The organism is Timaviella obliquedivisa GSE-PSE-MK23-08B (assembly GCA_019358855.1).
GTDB classification, from domain to species: domain Bacteria; phylum Cyanobacteriota; class Cyanobacteriia; order Elainellales; family Elainellaceae; genus Timaviella; species Timaviella obliquedivisa.
Window position 1 is genome coordinate 11,462 of sequence record JAHHII010000003.1, and the last position, 23,901, is coordinate 35,362.

Sequence of the window (23,901 nt, forward strand, 5' to 3'; positions counted from 1 at the left end):
GAAGGTAGGATGACAGCGAACCCGTTGCAATTAATCTACTGCTGTGTTTTAAGTAGCAGAGATTTGAATGTCAAAAGATTGAGCAACTCAACTGTTTCGATTAGCGCTGAAATTGTCTCGTCGCATAGGGATGGGTTATGACCGGAAAATATGACGCATCAAACCCCCGTGCTGCTTCGCAGATACCGCAAGGGTCGCCCCACGATCGCTCCGATCCAGTTCCTCCCGCCAGTGCCGAGCGAAAAATTCCTCCTCTGCACATTCCCAGCACTGCTCAGCCATCGGCTAAGTTTTCTCCAGAGTTTCAGCCCGCGATCGCCAATCAAGTCTCAGATCAATCGCCGCCCCAGCCGTCTCAACGCCGCATCCTGCCCCTACAATTGCAACTGCCCAAAAGCTGGCAGTTCTGGGGCATTGCGACCATAGTGGCACTAGGCAGCGTCGGCGCTCTGTCAGTTGCTGTATTGCTAAAGCTGCCTGCCTTGCCCAACTGTCCGGCTGTGTTTTGGCCCACTGCCTCAGCCTCTTTACGCCTGTATTGCGCCCAACTGGCAAGCGAAAAGCGCACCCTTCCTAACTTGCTAGAGGCGATCGCCCTCGTCAAAGATCTCCCTTCAGATCATCCGCTTCGCCCCGAAGTTGACCGTAACTTAGAGCAATGGGCAAGCGATATTTTGACCCTGGCAGATGCAGCGTTTCAACGAGGGGAATTAAAAAAGGCGATCGATGCAGCTCAAAAAATTCCGACAACCACTGCCGCCGCTAAGCTTGTCAAGCAGCAGATTAAAGACTGGAACGAAACTTGGGCAAGCGCTTACCGCATTTACAAAGAGTCTGAGAAAGCGCTGGAAAAACAAGACCTGAAAGAAGCTTTTTTAATCGCGACCCGTCTGCTGTCTGTTCCGAATCAGTACTGGCAAACCACCAAATATCGTGAGCTAACGGGCGTTATTAATGCCACCCGTAAAGACGTGGAGAAGCTGACAAAAGCCCAAGGGTTCGCTGAGCAAGGAGGGCTAGACAATTTTATTGCTGCGATTCGGCTGGCTGAAGAGATTAACGATAAAAGCCGGATTTACAAGCAAGTTCAATTGTTTGTGGCTAAGGTCGGCAAGGATATGCTTGATTTAGCCAAAGATGCCATGTCTCGGCGCGATTTTGACGAAGCTGCCGCTATTGCTCGTCAAATCCCCACAGCAGCAGGGTTAGAAGCAGAGGTGGAAGACTTTAGCACCCTGGCAGATGCCGAATCACAGGCTTGGGGCGGCAGCGTTTCTGATCTGCAAGCTGCCATCCTCGCCGCACAAAAGCTGAAGCGCGATCGCCCTCTTTACAGCCGCGCCCAAGAGCTAATCGCTATTTGGAAACTCGAAATTCAAGATGTTGCCTACCTCGACCAAGCTAAAGACCTAGCAAGCGGCGGCGGCATCAATGACTTAGCTGCTGCTGTGAACGAAGCCAGCAAAATTCCATCGGGCAACCCCCGCTACGATGAAGCTCGACAAGAAATTGCCCGTTGGCAAGACACTATCCAAACCGTAGAAGACCGCCCTATTCTAGATCGCGCTGACCAGTTGGCAGAGGGAGGAAATGTCAATGCTCTCCAATCTGCCATTGATGAAGTTAGTCGCATTGGGAAAGGGCGATCGCTCTCTGCTGATGCTGATCAGCGGATTGCCGACTGGTCAGATCGCATTCACCGGATTCAAGACCAGCCCAAGCTCGATCGCGCTAGACAACTGGCAGACCTGGGCGACTTAGCAGGCGCGATCGCCATTGCTAACCAAATTGGCTCTAACCGGACACTTTACAGCGATGCCCAAGCCGATATCCGGGACTGGAACGATCGCCTAGAGATTAACGAAGATCAGCCTAGACTAGAGCAAGCCAGGGCTTTGGCAGAACAGGGCGACTTAGCCAGAGCGATCGCCACTGCCCGACAAATCCCTGCCAACCGTAATCTTTACAACGAAGCGCAAAACGATATCCAATCCTGGCAAAATCAATCGGCAGGGTTACAGCGAATGCAGCAAGCCTATGCTTTGGCAGACGTAGGCTCTCAAAGTTCACTGCTCTCAGCCATCCAAATTGCTGACCAAATTTCTACCGATAGCCCCGCACGGGCTGAGGCTGAGCAAATGATTAGTGAGTGGAGCTACGATTTATTACAACTCGCCGAAAATCGGTCAGATCAAAACCCATTAAGAGCCATTGCGATCGCCGAGTCCATTCCACCGAATACTCCTGCCTACGATGCTGCTCAAGGGCGAATTCAAGTCTGGCGGCTACAACTGCCAATAGCGCCACGGTAGCTCTATCAGGAAAACAACCTGTCACAACCTTGCTTAAGAATCGTGCAATGTGTCGATATCGCTCGAATTTTAGAGATAGATGAAATATCCATCGATCATCTTGTCAAAGAAAGCTCATTCCAGGGATTTCGATTTGTTGAAAGACTCATTCGAGATTATTGTAGCGGTTTGAATTGCTTTGATAAGTCTGGAGAAGTATTACTTAAAGCATCATTAGAAGGCATGGTCATTGGAATAGGTGGATTAAATCAAGATCCATATTTTAATGATCCTAAAGTTGGACGATTGCGACATTTATACGTTGGAGCGGCTTGGCGCAGGTGTGGTATAGGACGTTTGCTAGTCAATCAGTTGGTTGAAGAAGCTAGTCAGCACTTCCATCTTTTGACATTGCGCACCGACACACCAGCCGCTAATCAGTTTTATCAAGAATTGGGGTTTAAGACTCATCCTAGCTGGGAGCACACGACTCATCATTTACAGTTAAGCAGGGTAGAGTATATTCCCTTGATAGGCAAAATTTTAAGACCTACCTAGTGCTACACAATTTTACAAGTACACAATCTCACAAGTACACAACTTCATCATTATGCGTAGTACTGCCGATACCATTCTACAAAGCGATCGATTCCGACTTCGATCGACGTGCTTGGCTTGAAACCAACATCCTGCATGAGGTCATCTACATCGGCGTAGGTAATGGGCACATCGCCCGGTTGCATCGGTAGATAGTTCTTCTGAGCTTTCTTACCCAGCGCTGTTTCAATGACTTCGATAAAGGTTCCTAACGCCACGGGCTGATTATTGCCAATGTTGTAGAGCTTATAGGGCGCTTGATGCACTAGCTCAGATCCTTCAGCACTAGGCGGCTTAAGCATTACTCGCACCACTCCTTCCACAATGTCATCAATGTAGGTAAAGTCTCGTTGCATATCGCCGTGGTTGTAAACGTCGATCGCCTCTCCCGCTTCGATCGCCTTCACAAACTTAAAGTAAGCCATATCCGGTCTACCCCACGGACCATAAACCGTAAAGAACCGCAGCCCCGTCATTGGCAACCGATAGAGATGGCTGTAGGTATACGCCATAAGCTCATTGGCTTTTTTAGTGGCGGCATAGAGCGAAATCGGGTGGTCAACGTTGTCGCTGGTGGAAAAAGGAATCTTAGGATTAGCGCCATAGACCGAACTTGAAGAAGCAAAGACAAGGTGGCGAACTTGGCTATGCCGACAGCCTTCTAGCAAATTCACAAAACCCGTCAGGTTACTGTCTACGTAGGCATGAGGATTTTGGATGGAGTAGCGAACTCCAGCTTGGGCAGCAAGGTTAACCACACAATCAAAAGTATGGTCTTGAAAAATCTGGGTTAGGGCAGGGCGATCGCTCAAATCTAAAAACTGAAATTGAAACCCGGTTTGAGGATTAAGCTGCGCCAACCGATCTTTTTTGAGTTGGACATCATAATAGTTATTCAAGTTATCAATGCCATAAACCTGTATCCCCTGGCTCAAGAGACGCTGCGCCAAATGATAACCCACAAAACCAGCGACTCCAGTGACCAATACTTGCATGGTGGATACTCTCAGGATGAATTGCGAATGTAGAGTTCCCTAAAACACTGCTGACAACACAATCGCTAACCATACAGCAAAGGGATGGAAGTAAGCCTACTTCCATCCCCCACAGGTTTCAAGATATTACTAGACAGTTTGTTAACTGAGCAAGATTAAATCTATAAACCCAACTCTGCCAAAATATCGGTAGCATGAGTCTCTGTCTTGACCGTACCATCGTAAGTTTTGACAATTTGCCCTGTGCCATCGATCACATAGGTCACTCGCTTGGCGTAGCCACCACCATCTACATCGTAGGCGCGAGTTAAGACACCCTCACTATCTGCCAACAAAGGAAAAGGCAGACTAAATTTTTGAGTGAATGCTTGGTGAGAGGTTTCATCATCCATGCTGACACCAAAGACCGCAATATCTTTGCCTTGGTAAGCAGAATAGTTATCGCGGAAGCTACAAGCTTCTTTGGTGCAGCCTGGTGTATCGTCTTTGGGATAAAAGTACAGCACCACAGTTTTGCCTGCATAATCAGACAGCGAAACGGTGTTGCCATGGGTATCTTTAACAGTAAAGCTGGGGGCAGGAGTGCCAACGGGTAGCGACATAGGGGTTTATTTTTAATGGGGTTTCGGTTACAGATTCTAACCTTAATAGGTGGCATATAGCAGTTTTGTTGCCTACCAGTACACGAGTGCAAGCCATTTAGGTTTGTTTAATATCGGCATTGAGGAACCAAATGTTTGTAGTGCAATTTAGCAATGTATTTAGCAATGTCCAGAATGATTGGCTTGTAAATTTCGATCGCCCTCCTCAAGCAATCTCAAACCTTAGTTATTCTTCATAATGTCCAAAAACCTCATCCAAACTCAGTTCTGCCTCTAGCGTTGGTAAATCAACATCCAACAGTGGCAAAGTATGATCACGCCACTCCTCTTGATAGGCAACTGTTTGAAATGCCAAATTTTTTGGAGAGGATGAAACATTATCCAAAGTCGCCAATTTTTTTAGATCTACTGAAGGAAAGCCGCCTGCCTGCCGATCGCCTCCTAATACTGCTGCCCGACCTTGGGAAAAATCTGCCAATGCTACAGTCGCAATCTCTAATACTCGATGAGGATTCACCTGAAGCGCCGTTAGAACTGTCTGAGCGATCGCCCCGAACCCTGGCAAATTCATCGACTCTGCCACGCCTAAAAAGAACTCTGCTTTTTCGTGCAGCAAGACGGCAAGTTGAGTAGCGTGAGGAGAGAGCAGCGATCGCTCCAAGTCGCCTAGCCGCTGAGCAACGCCAACCTGAAACAAATTTTGCACCACATCAAACCCCAAATCCACCGAAGTAAGAAGGGGCAGGTCTGGGTCGAAGCAACCCCTTAGCTTTGCCTGAATCTGCGCAATCACCGAAGCTACCCGGTTTAGCGCCTCCGGTTCATCAATTTGGACTCCGGCAAATTGCGCCATTAGCGGTATTCTCAAGCAATCATACCCCTGTAGCAACAGCAACTCTAGCTCTAAATCCAGTTCCTCCTGTGAATGGCGGAGGGCGGCAAAAACATCCTCCAGTCCATGGGCAATTTTAGCAATGGTTTGTAGCCCCACACTGGCAGAGCCACCTTTGATAGTGTGAACGGCTAGCAGCATATTATGAATTTTTGCCAAGCTATGATCTTCCCGGAGAGTCAGCAAGTCCTGTTCAAGATTTTCTAACAGCCCTTGTGCCTCTATGACAAAATAACCATACAGCTTTTGTTGGTTAGAAAGAGCAATCGGAAAAACAAGGCACCAAGCCGGACTCACCTGCCCGATCTGTCGTCCATAGACTTTGAGGGTCTGAATGTTTTGAAGTTGAAGTTTTTGAAGTTGAAGTTTTTGAAATCCTTGGCGAATTCCAGGTTGAATTAAGGTTGCCTGTGCCCGGTCTGGCACACCGATCGCCTCAAGCAAAATACCCAAGCGATCGCCCTTACATGCCACCTTTGCCCTTATATTGTGTGCAAGCAAGGGGTTGATGAGAGCCGCGATCGTGGCTAAGCTCTCGTTCTGAGTTAAACAGCCGTTCTGAACTAAGCAGTCTTTTTGAGGTAAAAAGGCTGTTTGAGCCAAATCATCTTGCTGAGCCAAGCGTATTGACTTTGCATCACTAAACCCTTGAACAGAAGCCATGGTTTTAATTAGCCTCTTCTTACAAATAACTATTTACAACTAACTATTCAATAATTACAACTAACTATTCAATAAACTTTCTTTTAACAAGAGCGCTGTAGTTTCGCCCATCTCATAGTCTCCTGACGATTTAGGCTTCGGGTCTTTTAGCGTCAGGTATTTTTGTACCACTGCCAGCAACTTATCCGCTTCGACAGGCTTTGCCAAATAATCTGAAGCCCCAACCATTTTTGCCCGCACGCGATCGACAATGCCGTCTTTTCCCGTCAAAATGACGATAGGAATGTCCTTAAGTACCGAAACTCGCCGAACTTGAACACAAATTTCATACCCATTTGCAACAGGCATCATTAGGTCTAAAAAAATTAAGTTTGGCTTTAGTTCAATTAACGCCGGTAACGCTTGCATTGAATCTTGAATGCTTGTAAATCGATAGCCTGCCGGAGTCAAGATTTGATGGACTGCCTGACAGACTTGAAAACTGTCATCAATGCAGACAATTAATGGCTGATGGGTGGAAACGCGCCTTGGAGTTGGAGGAGCAGCGACTGCCATTTCTTCTTGAAGCTCAGGTAGCGTAATGTCGGGAATACCTTGAAAGCCAATCAGTCCGCGATGAATGTATGGGAGAAGCGATCGCGCGACTGTAAGCGGATTTTGCTTAATTAAGGTAGCAATATCTCGTAGAGTCGAAGAACCATTGACTAACGACTTTAGGGTTTTATAAGTGCTGGGAGAGGTTTGCTCTTGTAACTCGTTTGTCCGTCGCAGCACAGGCGCAAAATTAGGTGAATAAGGTGCCAAGTTGGCGTTGCGCCAAGTTTCCCAGGTTAGCTGTGCCCGCAACAGAATTTGCTCAGCGTTAATCAAGGTCAATGGATCACCAATGGTTTCTGAATTCTCAGAAACGTAGGTCAGATGACTGACCTCGTCAATTCCTTGAAGAATGTCAAACAAGACTTCGTTAACGCTGTGCTGAATGAGCATCACCGCTTGTTCTAAGCGAATGCGCTGCCGTTTGATGAGTACCGTGAGCACTAAGTATTCCCAAATGCGCGAAGTCTCTGCTTCACGCAACCGAACTCCTGTTGGGCAAATCTCCGGACAAAACTGTGACAAACTTCGATACCATCGTCGGAAACGGTGCACTCCGCCTGTTGCCCACACCAAACGACCCAGTTGAAAATATAAGCTCCAGCATTCTCCTTTCGCCAACTGCAAATCGACTCTACCCGTATAGTGAGAGCGATGATTGACTTGAAATTGATGAACCAACTGGTCAACCGTCAAACGTTCCATAGTCTGTGCTCGATTGGCGAATATAATGTCAGGAATGCTGATCCTGACAGACTTTCCATAGGGCTAGGATTCCCATCCTAGGTGATGACTTCACTATGGATTAAGAACTTATCAGGGATAGAGAAAACGACGAGGGCAAATTTTTCTAAAGGAATACTGTGAAATCTTGCCCCAAGAATAGTGCTCGCTCAGCCTGTCGTCGGCGCGTCAAACCAGGCAGTTCTTGACCGCCGCCTTTGTTCCAGCGTAGCAGTTGATCTGCGGCTCCTAGGTAGTCTTTTTGATTAAGGAGTTTTAGCAAGGTTGACTTGACAAAATCTGTTTCTCCAATGTTATAGATAAAAGAAACTAGGGCTGAGAATTGATCGGCGGTGACAGGAACTTTAATAGCGTTGGCGATCGCTGCTTCAAAGGTCGCCAAATCTCTTTTCAAAAACGCTTCTGCTTCTGCTTGCGAAATCCGCATCCCTGGCACTACTCCTGAGGTAGTGCCATAGCCAATTGTCCAAATCCCAACTGCATCTAAATACGCCTCTAACCGCAATCCTTCCATCGACTTCAGGAGGCGCAGTCCATTTGCATTAATTTTTCCAGTACTGGTAGTTAGGGAACTGGCTGAAGAAATCACTTGTCCGTTGCGCAAGATCTGTACCATAGGTTGATAAACATACCAGGTGTTACGCCCTTTGAACGCCAGTTGTTTACCTTGCCGATCTAGTCCCAGTGTGACTTTAATATGATCATCTTTAACCAGTTCGTAACTCGATAGGGCAATCAGGCTACCCGCATCAACGAACTGTTTTTGCTCATTGGGCAACAGAGAGCTTTGAACGGTACTGAGCTTAAACCACGTATCTATTAAAACCTTCAGTGCGTAGGTTGAACTGGAAACAAATTTAGCGATCGCAATGACTTGCCCATCTCGCAAAACTTGCACGGTTGGACGATAGACATACCAAGTATTACGTCCTTTAAAAAAAACTTGCCGACCTTGCGGATCTTGCCCAAATGCTATGCGGATATGGTCTGCTCCAACTGCCTCGAAATTGGCGATCGGTAGCACCGCACCGGCACTAATATATTGCTTTTGCTCATCTGGTAATTTTGAACCCTGGTCCGTGCTGAGCTTTAGCCAGGTATCCAACATAATTTTGAGAGAATAAGCCACGGTGTCTGCCCCTTAATTTTATCCAACGCTATTTGCCGAATGTGCTGAGTTTCAGGCTTTGCTGGAGGATACCTTTAGGAAACAATCTCGATCTGCATTCCCAGTCGCATCGATCGCAGCGCAACAGGTTTCTCAGAAACTTTGCATCATAGGCGCATCTTTGAGGATACCTAGCTTTACTTCTCCGTTGTACGAGTAATTATACGGGTTGAATTATTTTGTCCTGATCGAATGATTCAGCCTGCGTAACTCTAGTTAAGAATACTCAGACCGCACCTTTCAGGTTATTGCCAGGTCATTATCACTATGCGTGTTTCAACTGTTACTCTCTGTACTCTAACCGCAATCGCTACTGGGGATTTAACTCAAAAAGCGATCGCGACTCCTGCTCCACCTGTCTCATCTACGACTGAAGATTTAGCGGCATTGCCTGAAGCTTTGTCCACTGATGTCATTATTACTTCTACTGCGCCTACCGAGTCTATCGTGGTAGAACCCTTTACTAGCGCTAAAGTTCCCGATCTCGTCAATGCTGTTTTTAGAGTGGCTTCTGAGCCAGCGTTAGCAGACCAGAGTGGAGTAGCGATCGCCCCAAATGCTGAACCGTCTGTTGCTGAACCGTTTATTGCTGAATCGACTTTTATACCAGTAGCAGAACTCATTACAGTCAATACCACACCTGAATCGACTTCAATTCCCGAAAGGCGCATTGAGTCTAGAATGCCTCTCGAAGCAGCACTTCCTGCTGTGCCCGAGTCAGTTACCGAACTCACTGCTCAAACGACTCCAAATGCACCTAGTCCTGTAACTCCAACACCTACCGAGCTAACTCCTGTCAACTCGGATGTTGATCCTACCGATTCGGAGATTGAAGAGTTGCAACGCCAGTTAAACGCAGTGCCCACCCTTCAAGATGAATTTGGCGATGAGTTTGGCAGTTCTCCAGCCATCACTATCTCTAATCCTAGTGGACGAGGTGCCGATCGCTTCACGGCTTTCCTCAATACAAGTTTTCAGTCGGACACGCGCTTTACAGATAGCGCCGATGCCACATTGGGGGTAGGCATTGGCTTAGGCGATGCGCGGCGAGCCGTGGGGCTCCAGCTTTCCTACACTCTGGCAAGCTTTGGTACCTTGGGTCGAGACCTTGGCACAGGTGGTTTTAACGCCAAACTTCATCGCCAGTTTCCTAATGGCTTGAGCGCTGCCTTGGGCTGGGAGGGCTTTGTCACCCTTGGCGACGATGTAGATTTTGAAGACACCGTTTATGGAAGCGTCACCCAGCTTATTCGGACAACACCAAATATTAATAAGCCTCTCAGTCGCATTGCCTTAACCGCTGGAGTGGGCAACGGGCGCTTCCGTTCAGAAGATGATTTTAATGAAGGGGTTGATTCTTTCAGTGTGTTTGGGAGTGCTGCTGTCCGGATTGCTCGTCCTTTGAGCGTAATTGTGGAATGGACGGGACAAGACTTGGCGGCAGGGCTTTCGATTACGCCCATTCGCAACTTTCCTTTGGTCATTACTCCGGCATTGCGAGACATTGCGGGTGCCGGAGACGGGGCGCGCTTTGTAATTGGTACGGGCGTTTCATTTCAGTTTTAGGAGGAGGAAAAAGTGATGATACAAGCGATGCAAAAAATGAGTGGTAGAAAGTTGGGCGGGCTGATCATTGGCGGGTGCCTTAGCCTAGTGCCTTTAGTATTATTGCCAGGGGCGATCGCCCAAGATCTCCCTGGCGGCAACGCCTCCGATAACTCTGGCACGACCGTTACAGAACCTGCAATTCAAACCCGAGACGGCGATGGAAACTTTGTAGACCAAGATGTTCTAGATGCTGCCGAGCGCTTTTCGACACAGTTAGGCAATGCTCGGATTGCCTGTGCCGATTCTAGGGTAGCAGCAGTTAATTTACCGCGTCGCTTTGCCCGAGGCCCTGCCACCCAAACGGTCTGCGTCAGTCAGGAATGTCAAACATTACGGGTAGTTACTCAACAAGCTAAAGAATTTTTACAAAGCCTGGACGAAGCACAACGCGATCGCCTTCGCCAAGTCCAAGCCCTGCAACTTTGGTAAGTCTCCCTTTGTCTTTTCATCCCCCCACAATTCCCATGTTGACCTCCAAAAACTATTCCCCTCTGCTTCAAAAAGCCTTTGTACTCGCCACCTTACTAAGCGGATTGTTCACTGCTCCAGCCCATGCCCAAGAACAATTTGATAGTAACGGCATTCAGTTTGATGTAGATACGGTTGTTGAGTTTGAGTTTTTAGAATCTCACGGCGCGTACCAATCGACCTTTGGCATCATTAATTTACAAACAGGCGAAAAAACGCCTCTCATTCAAGAAATTAAACCTTCCGATACTCCCCAGAACACCGAAGTTCCCTCTAATTACCAAGACGATGTTGGCAGGGCTTCAGATTTTTTAGGTTCGGTGGGCAATACGGTGACTCAACCGTTGGCAGAATTTAACTTCAGAGCAAATACGCTTTACGCCTTTTACCTAGAATCTTTTCTCAACGGTAAATCAGAGGAGATTTTTTATTCGGTCGATAGCCGTAATCCTAATAATACGCAGCGCGTTAAGTTTGATAGTGCGATCGATCGCCTGGGCAATGGCGGTATCCTGCTGAACTGGGACGATACGGGTTCGCTATTAGTATCGACTCCTGAAGAAGATCGAGATTTTGATGACTTTTTGGTACGAGCAGGCGGCAATTTGGCTTGCGTTTATGACCAGGTCAGCAGTGCTGACTCTACTAACCTAGTGGCGGCAAATCCTCAGGGTTCCTGTGAAGCGCCTCAGAGCTAATCGATCTTCAGCCATTCAGATCTAGTAATGCCTGTTTACCCATCAGGGGAATAGTGCGATCGCGTTTTGCCATCCATAATAGGGGCAAGAGTATTGCAAGATCAAAATAATGGCAACTGACTTTGTTCTATTTATTCACGGGGTCAATACGCGCCTTAGCCCTGAAAAGCCTAGCTATGCTCAGGGCTTAATGCAGCTTTTGACCCAGTTTGATGCCTCTGCCGCACCGCCACTGGTTATGAAAGAGCTAGATTGGTTTAAAGTCATGGAAGAGGCTGAAGCCCTTTTGCTCGACTGGCTCGATGAATCCGACCACTGGCGGCGCTCCTGGTTTCAAGATTTTCGACAACGGCAAATTATTCCTTTTACTGGAGATGCAGCCCTCTATATCAGCCGCTACATTGGCTCAGAAGTGGTGACGATGTTGAGAAAGCAAGCTGAGGAAATTCTGAGAGCCTGCGACCCAGCAAGCGATCGCTTGCATTTAGTGGCGCACAGTTGGGGAACAGTCATTCTGTTCGATATTTTATTTGCTGGACGGTGGGACAACCCTGATATTCCAGGACATAACGATGCTCAAACCATTCGCCGTGCCATTTTTGGGCTAGGAGCAGACAATGAAAAAAGACAAGGGATCAGAATTGCCAGCATCCATACTCTAGGTTCACCGATCGCCCTCGCCAATCTCATTAATTTGAAGCGAATTGAAATTGACACAGGTGAAGATTTAACTGAGAGAAAAATTCAGACCGTTTTTACCCACGACATTACCTTCGGCTTAGAGCAGCTGCTCACAGAACTCTACAATACTCATCAACAGCCGCTCCTATGGCGAAACTTTGCCCATGTCGGTGACCCGATCGCCTATCCTCTGGCAACCATTATTCCTAAGCTCATTAACCCCTCTGCATCAGATGGAAAATATCTCGATATTCGAGATGTTTCTACACGGGGCAGTGGCTGGTTGGAATGGTTAGCAAGCCCCTTCTACAAAACGTTCTTAGCTTTAATCAATGGCGGTAGTGCCCATAGCAGTTACTGGAAAAGTAAGCAGGTTGCTCAAGCTATTATTCAGAGCATTCGGAGCAATGTTTAGACTAGCAGTAAACTACAAAAAAGCAGGCTTCCTTGAGGAGAACCTGCTCTTTGAAAAAGTTTTTTCTTAACTTATCTAAAACCAACTGACGCTTGCCAAACAAAAGCCAGCAGTAAGAAAAACACAGGGATCACAGGTAGAACGTCTACCAGAGGATCAAAGATTGCGTAGGCTTCAGGTAATTTTGCTAATAGCATTGCCGCTTCCATGTATAAATCTACCTCTTCAACACAGCTTGAGAATTGTCAAAGATCCTAACATGACTGGGGTTACAGAAGCTTATTAATCAAGGCTTTTTCCTGGCTTTCCAGGTGCCGCCATAACGATAGTTCAGATTGTCTTGGCTCATGCTAGGGAAGCAGCGATCGCACACAAAGAGCCATTGTTGAGACGCATCATACTGAACCCTATAGAGAACAGGGGCGGGACAGAGACAGCGATCGCACTTTTTCACCCGCTCTACTCGCATTGGTATTTCTTGTTGGTATTTCTTGCCCTTAGATTCAACAGCCACCTTATTAGCTTAGCAACCGCCTACGCCATCACCGAGGCTTCAGGACGGGCAAAAATCATTCGTCCTGCGGAGGTCTGTAGCGCTCCAGTCACCACAACTGTCACAGCATCGCCAATCAAGGCACCGCCTTCTTCTACCACAACCATCGTGCCATCGTTCAAGTAGCCAACACCTTGAGCGGGCTCTTTTCCTTGCTTAAGAATTTTTAGGTCAAGCGAATCTCCAGGCAGATATGCCGGGCGCATTGCCTGAGCTAACTCATTAATATTTAAGACTGTTACCTTTTGTAAACTTGCAACTTTGTTGAGGTTGTAATCATTCGTTAGCAACATTCCGTTAATGTCTTGCGCTAAGCGAACCAGCTTAGCATCTACTGTTGCTACATCCTCGTAATCAGCCGGATGAATGGTAATGCGAGTTGGGAAAGCTTCTTGAATTTGATTCAAAATGTCTAAGCCTCTGCGTCCCCGGACTCGCTTCTGATCGTTAGAAGAATCGGCAACCTGCTGTAATTCTTGCAGCACAAAGCGTGGAATTAAAAGTTGACCTTCTAAAAAACCGGTCGCCAATAAATCCTGAATTCGTCCATCAATAATGCAGCTTGTATCTAAAATTTTTGTAGTTGTTGGCTTTAATGTGCCTTCCGCCATCAACATTGACTCAACGCTGTTGGGATTAATCAGCCGCAATAATGTTCGCCCATGCACATCAGCTAAGTTTATTCCTGAGAAGGCAAATATAACGCTGCTTAATACTGCTGCCAAAGGTTTGATGAAGGCAAATTCTCGCGGAATGGGCAACAGAAAAATTGGAGCCAGCATGAGGTTAGCAACCAGCAACCCTAGCACGAGTCCAACGGCACGGCTTAGCAGCATATCAACGGGCATTTCTCGGACTTGTCGCTCAATGCGGCGATAGCTAGTCTGGGCAACCAGCCCGATCGCCAGTCCCATTAAAGCTCCAAATCCTCCAGTGACTGTGCTTAAGCCCTCTAGGTTGCTGACTTGCTCTAAGGCACTGGTGGGCAAGAAATCGACGCTAAAAAAGCCAATTCCTCCGCCTGCTATGATGAATGAAATAATAATAATTGCGTCGAGCATGACTTCAATCCAACTGGATTACCGTGCAATGGTGGCGATTAGACCACTGCCGATCGAGGACAAGATTGCACAGCCTTATTATATATCTCAACCTTTGCATCTAAACGCTTTTGAGCTTTTCGAGTAATCCGCTGCCCATGTCCCCTGTGTTTGACCCGCCTACAGCAGCGTACATTCATATTCCGTTTTGTCGGCGACGCTGCTTCTATTGCGACTTTCCGATTTCGGTGGTGGGCGATCGCCCTCCCCTAAACTCCAGTTTTGGCTCTATTGCAGAATATGTCGAGATTTTATGTCGAGAGATTGCGATCCCATCTCCTACCCAAAATTTTCCCCTCACCTCAGTTTTTTTTGGCGGCGGTACGCCCTCTCTACTCACCGTCGAGCAACTAACGCAAATTCTCAACACGCTCGATCGCCACTTCAGCATTGCTACCAGCGCCGAAATTTCTATGGAGATTGATCCGGGCACCTTCGAGCTTGTCCATCTCCAGGGCTATCGCGCTGCTGGGGTCAATCGAGTCAGTTTAGGCGCTCAATCCTTTCATTCCGAAATCCTGCAAGCCTGCGGTAGAACCCATACTCCTGCCGAAATTTACGCTGCCGTTGAAATGATTCATCAGGTAAACTTACCCAACTTCAGCCTAGATCTGATTTCTGGACTGCCCCATTTAACCTTGGAGCGCTGGCAAGAATCTTTGGAAAAAGCGATCGCCCTCTCCCCCGCTCACTTATCAATCTATGACCTGACTATCGAACCCGGCACTTCTTTCGATCGCTGGTACAAACCGGGCGTTAGACCCTTGCCTACCGATGAAATGACAGCGCAAATGTATCGGCTTGCCCAACAAACTTTAACAGCAGCAGGGTACGAGCATTATGAAATCTCTAACTATGGGCGATCGGGCTACCAGTGTCATCACAATCGGGTGTACTGGGAAAACCGCTCCTACTATGGCTTTGGCATGGCAGCAGCCAGCTATGTCAAGGGTCAGCGGTTTGTGCGTCCGCGTAAACGCCGAGAATATTTTGAGTGGGTGGAAGAGTTAGAGAAAAATGGCGGGGCAATCGACTGTGCGGTGGTTTCTCCAGAAGAAATGCTGCTGGATACTCTAATGTTGGGGTTACGGTTAGCAGATGGACTGAGTGTTGAGAGAATGCGATCGTGCTTTGGATCTGTTTTATCAGCGAAAGTTTTAGAAGCTCTCCAGCCTTACTCAAAAGTTGAATGGGTCAAGATTGTAAATGTTCCAGAACAAAGAATTAGATTGATAGATCCAGAAGGTTTTTTATTTTCCAACGTTGTCCTGGCTACCCTATTTGAAAAACTTGGCTAAACACCACCAACACGCTACCCCTCAAGATTTGATACTCTAACTCTATTCAGTCTCATGACAAGGGTGGAAAGCGTGGATATTCAAATCGGCAGAGGCAAAACAGCCCGCAGAGCGTATGGTATTGATGAGATTGCGCTTGTCCCTGGACAACGAACCCTAGATCCATCATTGGCAGATACTCGCTGGCAAATTGGCGGGATTGAACGCGAAATTCCCATCATCGCGAGCGCCATGGACGGCGTAGTAGACGTGAAAATGGCAGTGAAGCTATCTCAGTTAGGCGCATTAGGCGTACTCAACCTCGAAGGGATTCAAACTCGTTACGAAGATCCAGAACCCATCCTGGATCAAATTACCGCAGTAGACAAAACAGAATTTGTGCCGTTGATGCAAAAGCTGTATGCCGAACCCATCAAGCCAGAACTGATCGTCCGTCGAATTCAAGAAATTAAGCAGCAGGGAGGCATCGCCGCCGTCAGCGCCACCCCAGCCGGAGCCGCAAAGTTTGGAGCAACAGTGGCTAAAGCCGGAGCCGATCTGTTCTTTATTCAGGCAACGGTTGTTTCTACTGCCCACCTATCTCCAGAATCTATTACCCCTCTCGATTTGACTCAGTTTTGTCAAGAGATGCCGATGCCCGTTATCTTAGGCAACTGTGTTAGCTACGAAGTTACCCTAAATTTGATGAAAGCGGGTGCAGCAGCAGTTTTAGTGGGTATTGGTCCGGGTGCTGCCTGTACTTCTCGGGGCGTTTTAGGAGTCGGCATTCCTCAAGCCACTGCTGTGGCAGATTGTGCCGCTGCTCGGAACGATTATTTTCAAGAAACCGGTAACTACATTCCTGTAATTGCGGACGGTGGATTAATAACAGGCGGCGATATTTGCAAATGCATTGCCTGTGGTGCCGATGGTGTCATGATTGGATCGCCTTTCGCCAGAGCCGAAGAAGCGCCTGGACGAGGATATCACTGGGGCATGGCAACTCCTAGCCCTGTTTTACCGCGAGGCACTCGCATACGGGTAGGTAAGACTGGAACGCTTGAACAAATTTTGCGGGGCCCAGCGCAGCTTGATGACGGTACCCACAATCTATTGGGGGCGCTCCAAACCAGTATGGGGACTTTAGGCGCAAAAAACATTCGAGAAATGCAACAGGTAGAAGTAATTATTGCACCTGCACTGCTAACTGAGGGAAAGGTCTATCAAAAGGCGCAACAATTAGGGATGGGGAAGTAGGGATGGGGAAGTATTCGAGTTTTGTCAATTTTCTTTACAAAGTCTAGCGAGGCTTGACAAATTCGCCTCGCGCAAACTTTGAGCCGTCACCTACAATATAGAGAGCGGAGACGTAAAGTTTCCGTTCACTCCTCACACCACATTCCGCCTGAGCCGAGGTTCAGGCGGTTCCTCTTTTCTGTGTGCGTCGATGGTACTTTGTGAATCTAATATTGTCCACTTAGTTCAACTTTGTTTACAATCCATCGTTGATTTTCTATCGTAATTTACACGCTCTATGACTTGCTTTTGCAGGTAATTGTGTCTGATTGTATAGAGCTTGGTGCAGAGGAGACGGTTTTAGCTATGGTAATATTCTGTCAAACAAACATAGGCAAGGATTTTCAGGCATGTCAGCAGCCGCGCAAGTTACAGATTCAACCTTTAAGCTAGAGGTTCTTGAGAGTGATGTTCCGGTACTGGTGGACTTCTGGGCACCGTGGTGTGGTCCCTGCCGGATGGTTGCTCCCGTAGTCGATGAGATCGCTGAGCAGTACATCGGGCAGGTCAAGGTGGTCAAACTCAATACCGATGAGAACCCTGGAGTGGCAAGTCAGTATGGTATCCGCAGTATTCCTACCTTAATGATTTTTAAGGGCGGACAAAGAGTAGATATGGTGGTGGGAGCAGTGCCTAAGACAACTTTGGCAACTACTTTGGAAAAATATCTCTAGCCTTTATTCATACAGCTTGATACAACATTTCTACGATGCCTTGGCTGAGTCAGTCAAGGCATTTTAATGAACCACTCTCAAACCGAACTTAAGCGCAACGTCCAGACCGAGAACGAATCTCTTAGAATAGGATGCTGCAAGTTTTAAGCAATTCATGACAACATCTCTATCATCTTCTGATCCTCAGTCTCTTCAGGTCGAGATTAGTGAACTCTTGACCCATCTACCGAGCATGAAGCATGGGGAGCTTATTCAACGCGCCCTAACAACGCTTGTCCGAATGGCTGAGGTAGAAGCCGATCGCCTGGATTGGAAAATTCTCAATTCTTCTCTACAGGATATGGAGCAGGCGTTCCGAGTGTTTTATCCCTATCGCCACATTCGTAAAATTTCCATCTTTGGCTCTGCTCGCACGAAGCCTGATGCGCCAGAGTATCAGATGGCGGCAGACTTTGCTCGATGCGTGACGCAACTGGGCTTTATGGTGATGACAGGTGGGGGCCCTGGCATCATGCAGGCGGGTAACGAAGGGGCGGGGTTAGAGAAGTCTTTTGGGCTAAATATTCAATTGCCGTTTGAGCAGGGTTCTAACCCCTTTATTGAGGGTGACCCGAAGCTGATCAATTTTAAGTATTTCTTTACCCGCAAGTTGTTTTTCTTGAGAGAAAGTGATGCATTGGCGCTTTTTCCAGGCGGCTTTGGCACGCAGGATGAGGCGTTTGAGTGTTTAACGCTCATGCAGACTGGCAAGGCTGACCCGTTGCCACTGGTGTTAGTTGATCCGCCGGGGGGTGATTACTGGAAGAACTGGGAGGTGTATCAGCGCGATCATTTGCTGAAGGCTGGGTGGATTAATGAGGATGATTTGCACTTATACACCTTGACCGATCGCGTCGATGAAGCGTGTGAGGCGATCGCCAGTTTTTATAAAGTTTTTCACTCTAGCCGTTACGTAGGCGAGAATCTCATCCTCCTACTCAAGTGCGAACCTTCAGAAGAAACGATCGAATACCTCAATCAAAAATACAGTAAATTACTGGTGAAAGGAAAAATTCTTAGGGGTACTGTTCTGGCTCAAGAAATTGGCAGCGAAACTGAGCACCTCGCTCGTCTGATTCTGCACTTTAACCAACGCGATTTAGGATTGCTCTATCAATTGATTCGAGATCTTAACCGCTTGGTAGAACCTGCCCCAGAGGTGGTTCATCCTGAACAAAAATAGCGGTAGGGTAGAGAGATTAGTCCAGCCGACGAGGATTCAGAATGCCGATTATCAACGTCGAAAATCTTAGCAAGGTCTATCCCGTTGCGGTTAAGGAACCTGGGTTGAAAGGAACATTGACCCACTTTTTTAAGCGCACCTATACGGCGATCGCTGCCGTCAAATCAGTTTCTTTTGCTATTGAATCGGGTGAAGTAGTCGGCTTCTTAGGAGCCAACGGCGCAGGCAAAACCACCACGCTTAAAATGCTCACTGGACTGATTCATCCTTCTGAAGGACGATTAGACGTGGCAGGATACAATCCATTTCAGCGAGAAACTGGATTCTTGCGAAAAATCACCTTAGTCATGGGGCAGAAGCAGCAGTTGATTTGGGATTTACCTGCCCTCGATTCTTTGCGAATTAATGCAGCAGTCTACGGCATTTCTGATCAAACGTTTCGCCAGCGTGTCAGTGAACTGAGTGAAATGCTGACTCTCTCTGATAAGTTAACTCAACCTGTTCGCAAACTTTCTTTAGGCGAACGGATGAAAGCAGAACTGCTTGCCGCTCTGTTGCATCAACCTCAGGTATTATTTCTGGATGAGCCAACGTTAGGATTAGATGTCAATGCCCAAGTTAGCGTTCGGGAGTTTTTGAAAGACTATAATCAACGCTACGGAGCTACGGTTCTGCTGACCAGTCACTACATGGCGGATATCACTGCCTTGTGTCAACGAGTGCTGGTAATCTATGAAGGACAAATGATTTATGACGGTAGCTTAGATGGATTGCTAGAAAAGTTTGCTCCTTGCCGCGCCATTACAGTAGAGCTTGGAGAAGTGAAACCCCTAACCGAACTGCGAGCCTACGGCGAATTGAGTGAAGTCTCTGGGCGCGTTGCCCATTTCATTGTTCCTCAAGAGAAACTGACTCACACCTTGTCTCGTATTCTGGCAGAACTTGACGTGGTTGATCTAACCGTTGCCGAACCGCCAATTGAGGAAATCATTGGGCAAATCTTTCGCTCTGGGGCTGTTGGAGTATCATGAGGCGCACGATTCAAAACGCTTTGCGAAAAGCTGGCACATTGCTGACCGTTTACTATGCCTACATGTTGGAGTATCGGGCAGAGCTATTGCTGTGGGTGCTTTCGGGTTCCTTGCCCTTTATCTTGATGGGCGTTTGGGGGCAAGCGGCTCAGGGCGGTCAATTTGGTTTATCTTCGTTGGAGTTTATCCGCTATTTTTTAGCGGCTTTTCTGGCAAGGCAATTCACGGTTGTTTGGGTAATTTGGGAATTTGAACGAGAAATTGTAGAAGGTAAACTATCTTTTCGTCTGCTGCAACCGATTGATCCAGGATGGCATCATTTTGCTTCCCATGTTGCCGAACGATTTGCAAGATTGCCGTTTGCGATCGCCTTAATAATCCTGTTCTTTTTTCTGTATCCTGAGGCGGTCTGGATACCCAGCTTATCTAATTTTCTATTGTGTACCTTGGTGGTAATGCTGGCGTTCGTTTTACGATTTACGAGTCAGTACACATTTGCGATGTTTGCCTTTTGGGTAGAGCGGGCTAATTCTATCGAATCATTCTGGTTTTTGTTTTATTTATTCTTGTCAGGACTTATCGCCCCTGTGCGGATTTTTCCACCCGCATTGCAAGCCATTGTCATGTGGACTCCCTTTCCTTACCTAATCGATTTCCCGGCTAGCATTTTGGTGGGGCTACCTGTCAACCTGGTGCAGGGACTATGCATTATGATCGGTTGGATTGTCTTGTTTTTTGGGTTGAATCGGTGGCTATGGCGGCGGGGGTTAAAGCGCTATTCGGGAATGGGGGCTTGACGGATGAGTCAGGCTTTAACTCAGCTGTAAATCGACTTTGAACCAGCCGGATGGGAGAAGTAGTTGAGAACCAATACAAATCTTGTACGACTTGACTGGCTTCTTCTCCCTCAAAATGAACAAATGCCAAGTTGTTTAAACCCACCACTTCTCGCCCATCCTGAAACCAGAGGCTCTTCCAGAGCATTAAAGATCTCCACCATTTTGCTAGCCTTGCCCGTTTCCAGGGCGGCATTAGCCAGGATGTATCATCCTTGAACTTAACGAGTTGGGCTGCCTCTCGCTCGATCCATTCTAAAGTGCAGGACCACTCAGGAAGGGGGGTGAGCGATCGCCGATCCTCAGGCTTTCCCTGGCATTCCAGCATATCCATTGGATCATTCCAACCGATCCAATGACGCATTTTCTCGGGTAATAACCAGTGCTTTAACCGAGTATGCAGAACTTCTGTAACCATCTCTTCATTTTTGATTGCACTTGACGTTAATTGCACTAAGACTGACTCTGCCTGAGTTTCGACAGAGGAGTGCACTAATCGAATTGCCGAACCATAGTGAATATCTCCCGATAAAACTACGACTCGTTCTCGGTGTTGAAATAATGTCAGCAGCAGTTGCGCTAATGCCTCGGTGTTAATGTTCCAAGAGTCTCCTACATCCGTTGCAAATACTTTGTTGCGCCGTAAATGCCAGTGGTGAATCCAATCGATCACTTTCAGTCCAAATAAGTTCGTCGGTGCAATGATAAACGTGGCTTTGTGAGACGAATCGGCTATTTCTTGTAGCGGTAAAGCAAGCTGTTTTTGAAAAGCTTGGGGGCAAAGCAGCATGGGTGGAGTTGTTGCTTTTGCATTGGCTGGGTAGCCGCGCCAAGTGCGAGTATCCAATACAATGACTTCGTGACAATGGCTATGAATGGTAAAGTTCCAGGTGATTGCCTCTGGGTGCCGATCGAGAACTAGCACAGTACCGTCTTGAATAAAGCGCGGCATCCCAGTCTGAAGATCGCTAGGGGGTAGACCCAGATATTGGGCGATCGCCGCTTTTGCGTTTCCATCCGTGCCCCCTGATGCCGACCAGGCGGCAGCAGCAACCAACAGTTTTTCGCCCGATTGACCCGGCTCAAATTGGTCTGGCGTATTACCCCAAGCTTGAAAAACGGCATAGGCTAACAGCGCATTCTGAACAGTATTTCGTCCTAGCGATCGCCCCAACACGCGCAAGCACCAGGCTTGATTCAAGTTCCAATCATCGCTGACATCATGATCATCAAAAATGGTGTACATGGGAACATTTGCCAGCGATCGCCGCACCTTCCAGAGGGTGTGGATAAATTGCCGCATTTGTCGAACTTCTTGCTTCCACCGTCGCCGAGTTTCGGGCTTTGCTTCTGACTCTGAAGGCAAGGTGTGAGTCCAGCAGACAGGCGACCAGGCTAAAAGATAAGAGGCATAGTACTCCCCTAATCCCAATAAATGACTCGTCACTTTATTACGCTTGTTGCTTAAGCCTGCCGTGAAACCTGCCTGTTGAGTCGTTATCGTTGCCCGATCGCCAGGCGGCAAACTACGAGGCGTTAAATACTGAAGTGACTCTTTTTGACCAACTGGCAATTTCTCTTCCCAGCCCAGCAATGCATCGCCCAAATGACTGGCTGCCCATAATAGCGGGTCGGCTACGTCATCTCCGTAAATTTGGTCGCCTGTCAAAAAAAGCTGGTGCGGACGTTGCCGAGGCTGCCTAGCAAATTCTGCAATCAAACTATCTAGAATGGGCAATCCATCAAACCCGCGACCGTGCGGCTTGCGGCAAGACCCATGCACCAATCGCAAATCTTCAAGGCGATCGGGCGGTAAGGCAAATGTCGGCTTACCATGGTCGAAGTAGCTAATGTTAACGGTGGGAAATGCTTTGGAACATAAGGCTTGATCAAGGGTTTGTGAGGTTGAATCGGAGGGCAAATTGAACTGAAGATCGTAGGCGTAAATGCGATCGCCCGTTAAACAAAGCCCCTCTTCAGAACGAGCCGTCACCGCAACAACATGAAGAAATTTTCCCAGCGCGACTGTTTCTCGTTGCCCCTCTAACAAAATTTTTTCTAAAATTTCGTCTTCTTGCGTTTCATAAACCTTAAGTTCAACCTGACAGGATTGCCTCAACGCAATCCAAACGGTCACCGAAGCGGGTTCTGTGTGCTGAAGAATCGGTCCCGCCAAAATGAGCGGCAAGTGCTGTAGAAAATCATTGCTTTTGACTGACTCGTCCATGCTTCAACATCTTCATCACAATAACGACAGAAAGCTTATGCCGATGAGCCTAAATCTTCCTAAGGGAGTTGCAATTAAATAACGCCCCGAACCGCCCCCTAAACCCCCCATTCTGGGGGACTTCCAAACCTTTCTAAATCCCCCAGAATGGGGAATTTAGGGGGCTGAAAAGTCAATGCATTTCACTGGTGTTTTATTTTCACGCAACTCCCTAACCTTCAGTTTATACCGCCCCATCCCCTTGCCTCAGTTCACTAACAATTCATTGACAATTTGGATCTTGCGTTCCCAGCAGCTTATCCCAAAACGTAAAGTACAATCCATAATGCACTTTATACTGGCGATGATGAATGAGGTGGTGCTTGGGCCCAATTAAGCCGCGCCCTAGCCAAGCCCCGATCGCCGATGGAGAACTGCGCTCAAAACCTAGATGGTTTAGAACTGACCAAAGCGTCATAGTAGTCAGAACCGCGGCTAAAGTTGCAAAATGTAGAGGCATGAGGAAGACAATCACAACCAAAAAAAACGCCTGACTTAACGCCTCAGGAGGGTCAAAGGCAAAGGAAGTCCAGGGGGTTGGATGGGTAGAGCGGTGATGTCCTTGGTGTATGCGCTTAAAAATAGCCGGATGGTGAAACAGCCGATGAGTAAAGTAAAAGTAAGTGTCCTGGAGCATTAGAACCGCCACAAAGCTTAGCCCCAAATACCACAGCCCATAGTCTTGTGGGTTAGTATACAGACGTGTTAGACCGAAGTCATAGGCTGACAAAATTAATGCGGCACAGAGGGCAAAGATTACCGTCGAAATAATAGAAAGCTTAACGTCTCGATGAATCGATCGCCACAGCAAGCGCCGTTCTGAAGGTTTTCCCCGCATGACAGCAGACTTACCCAGCCACGCATAAAACACTAAATGTGCTCCCCCAGCGATCAAAAAATACCGACCCAGAATAGCTCCAGAGAGGATAAACCAATATAACCAGAATGAGTAGTCGCTCAATTCAATGTTTCCTTTCTAAAGATATTAAGGTTGGGGCAGGGCGATCGTTGTTCAACGCTGTAACCGTAATCTTAACCCAATCAAAATTATCGCCCTATTAGTGCAATATTTGGGGTAACTTTTTAGCTCGTTAATTAACTTCTTCCTCTAGAAGGATATTAATAAGACTGGAAATATCACCTTGTAGACGCGACTTTCCAGGTAAAAGGTGAAGATCTTGAAAACAAGTGCGCTTTCCAGTATGTCAATCTCTCTGAAGACAGAAAAAA

At 47.4% G+C, this 23,901-nt stretch carries 22 protein-coding genes; 12 read left to right on the plus strand and 10 right to left on the minus strand.

Annotated elements, in window-relative coordinates; genetic code table 11:
• The first annotated feature begins 137 nt into the window (after positions 1–137).
• Together KME11_05955 and KME11_05960 are read left to right on the plus strand one after the other, a co-directional pair.
• Positions 138–2,312: a chromosome segregation ATPase gene (locus KME11_05955; protein ID MBW4514752.1), complete on the plus strand. Its 2,175-nt coding sequence runs from the start codon at positions 138–140 to the stop codon at positions 2,310–2,312.
• A gap of 42 nt (positions 2,313–2,354) precedes the next feature.
• Positions 2,355–2,849, plus strand: a complete 495-nt coding sequence (locus tag KME11_05960; GenBank protein ID MBW4514753.1) for a GNAT family N-acetyltransferase — start codon at positions 2,355–2,357, stop codon at positions 2,847–2,849.
• Between the two features lie 50 nt (positions 2,850–2,899).
• On the opposite strand, the gene KME11_05965 is transcribed toward KME11_05960, so the two are convergent.
• From KME11_05965 to KME11_05985, 5 genes are all read right to left on the minus strand, one after another.
• Entirely contained in the window at positions 2,900–3,883 is a 984-nt protein-coding gene (locus KME11_05965) for an NAD-dependent epimerase (protein MBW4514754.1), read from the minus strand.
• Between the two features lie 161 nt (positions 3,884–4,044).
• On the minus strand, positions 4,045–4,485 hold the full coding sequence (locus tag KME11_05970; protein MBW4514755.1) for a peroxiredoxin: 441 nt from the start codon (positions 4,483–4,485) through the stop codon (positions 4,045–4,047).
• 226 nt (positions 4,486–4,711) lie between these two features.
• The gene (locus tag KME11_05975; GenBank protein ID MBW4514756.1) at positions 4,712–6,040 is read right to left on the minus strand and encodes an Hpt domain-containing protein; all 1,329 of its coding nucleotides are present in this window, start codon (positions 6,038–6,040) and stop codon (positions 4,712–4,714) included.
• A gap of 60 nt (positions 6,041–6,100) precedes the next feature.
• The gene (locus KME11_05980) at positions 6,101–7,339 is read right to left on the minus strand and encodes a response regulator (GenBank protein ID MBW4514757.1); all 1,239 of its coding nucleotides are present in this window, start codon (positions 7,337–7,339) and stop codon (positions 6,101–6,103) included.
• Positions 7,340–7,484: 145 nt separating this feature from the next.
• Complete coding sequence (locus KME11_05985) at positions 7,485–8,507, minus strand: lysozyme (GenBank protein MBW4514758.1); 1,023 nt, start codon at positions 8,505–8,507, stop codon at positions 7,485–7,487.
• Between the two features lie 306 nt (positions 8,508–8,813).
• On the opposite strand from KME11_05985, the gene KME11_05990 reads away from it, so the two are divergent.
• The 4 genes from KME11_05990 to KME11_06005 all read left to right on the plus strand — a co-directional run bounded on the left by KME11_05990 (position 8,814) and on the right by KME11_06005 (position 12,416).
• A complete protein-coding gene (locus KME11_05990) occupies positions 8,814–10,112 on the plus strand; it encodes a hypothetical protein (GenBank protein ID MBW4514759.1) in 1,299 nt (432 codons plus the stop codon).
• Between the two features lie 15 nt (positions 10,113–10,127).
• The gene (locus KME11_05995) at positions 10,128–10,583 is read left to right on the plus strand and encodes a hypothetical protein (GenBank protein MBW4514760.1); all 456 of its coding nucleotides are present in this window, start codon (positions 10,128–10,130) and stop codon (positions 10,581–10,583) included.
• Positions 10,584–10,618: 35 nt separating this feature from the next.
• Positions 10,619–11,320 carry a hypothetical protein gene (locus KME11_06000; GenBank protein ID MBW4514761.1) on the plus strand — a complete coding sequence of 234 codons (702 nt, stop codon included), beginning with the start codon at positions 10,619–10,621 and terminating at the stop codon, positions 11,318–11,320.
• A gap of 109 nt (positions 11,321–11,429) precedes the next feature.
• A complete protein-coding gene (locus tag KME11_06005; protein ID MBW4514762.1) occupies positions 11,430–12,416 on the plus strand; it encodes a hypothetical protein in 987 nt (328 codons plus the stop codon).
• Between the two features lie 71 nt (positions 12,417–12,487).
• Here KME11_06005 and KME11_06010 read toward each other — a convergent pair whose 3' ends face one another.
• From KME11_06010 to KME11_06020, 3 genes are all read right to left on the minus strand, one after another.
• The gene (locus KME11_06010) at positions 12,488–12,625 is read right to left on the minus strand and encodes a photosystem II reaction center protein K (protein ID MBW4514763.1); all 138 of its coding nucleotides are present in this window, start codon (positions 12,623–12,625) and stop codon (positions 12,488–12,490) included.
• Between the two features lie 77 nt (positions 12,626–12,702).
• Positions 12,703–12,885, minus strand: a complete 183-nt coding sequence (locus KME11_06015; protein ID MBW4514764.1) for a hypothetical protein — start codon at positions 12,883–12,885, stop codon at positions 12,703–12,705.
• Between the two features lie 65 nt (positions 12,886–12,950).
• Positions 12,951–14,030, minus strand: coding sequence for a PIN/TRAM domain-containing protein (locus tag KME11_06020; protein MBW4514765.1), 1,080 nt, complete (start codon positions 14,028–14,030; stop codon positions 12,951–12,953).
• A gap of 137 nt (positions 14,031–14,167) precedes the next feature.
• On the opposite strand from KME11_06020, the gene hemW reads away from it, so the two are divergent.
• The 6 genes from hemW (at position 14,168) to KME11_06050 (ending at position 20,366) form a co-directional block, all read left to right on the plus strand.
• Positions 14,168–15,367, plus strand: a complete 1,200-nt coding sequence (gene hemW, locus KME11_06025; GenBank protein ID MBW4514766.1) for a radical SAM family heme chaperone HemW — start codon at positions 14,168–14,170, stop codon at positions 15,365–15,367.
• A 72-nt stretch (positions 15,368–15,439) separates the two neighbouring features.
• The gene (locus KME11_06030; protein MBW4514767.1) at positions 15,440–16,603 is read left to right on the plus strand and encodes a GuaB3 family IMP dehydrogenase-related protein; all 1,164 of its coding nucleotides are present in this window, start codon (positions 15,440–15,442) and stop codon (positions 16,601–16,603) included.
• A 389-nt stretch (positions 16,604–16,992) separates the two neighbouring features.
• Positions 16,993–17,316: a thioredoxin gene (gene trxA, locus KME11_06035; protein MBW4514768.1), complete on the plus strand. Its 324-nt coding sequence runs from the start codon at positions 16,993–16,995 to the stop codon at positions 17,314–17,316.
• A gap of 154 nt (positions 17,317–17,470) precedes the next feature.
• A complete protein-coding gene (locus KME11_06040) occupies positions 17,471–18,538 on the plus strand; it encodes an LOG family protein (protein ID MBW4514769.1) in 1,068 nt (355 codons plus the stop codon).
• A gap of 41 nt (positions 18,539–18,579) precedes the next feature.
• Entirely contained in the window at positions 18,580–19,569 is a 990-nt protein-coding gene (locus KME11_06045; GenBank protein ID MBW4514770.1) for an ATP-binding cassette domain-containing protein, read from the plus strand.
• A complete protein-coding gene (locus tag KME11_06050) occupies positions 19,566–20,366 on the plus strand; it encodes an ABC-2 family transporter protein (GenBank protein MBW4514771.1) in 801 nt (266 codons plus the stop codon). Before KME11_06045 ends, KME11_06050 begins: the two co-directional genes overlap by 4 nt.
• On the opposite strand, the gene KME11_06055 is transcribed toward KME11_06050, so the two are convergent.
• Positions 20,278–22,632 (minus strand): PhoD-like phosphatase, encoded by a 2,355-nt coding sequence (locus tag KME11_06055; GenBank protein ID MBW4514772.1) that lies wholly within the window; start codon positions 22,630–22,632, stop codon positions 20,278–20,280. The two genes, KME11_06050 and KME11_06055, sit on opposite strands and share 89 nt — an antisense overlap.
• Positions 22,633–22,894: 262 nt before the next feature.
• Positions 22,895–23,632: a sterol desaturase family protein gene (locus KME11_06060; GenBank protein MBW4514773.1), complete on the minus strand. Its 738-nt coding sequence runs from the start codon at positions 23,630–23,632 to the stop codon at positions 22,895–22,897.
• Between the last annotated feature and the right edge of the window lie 269 nt (positions 23,633–23,901).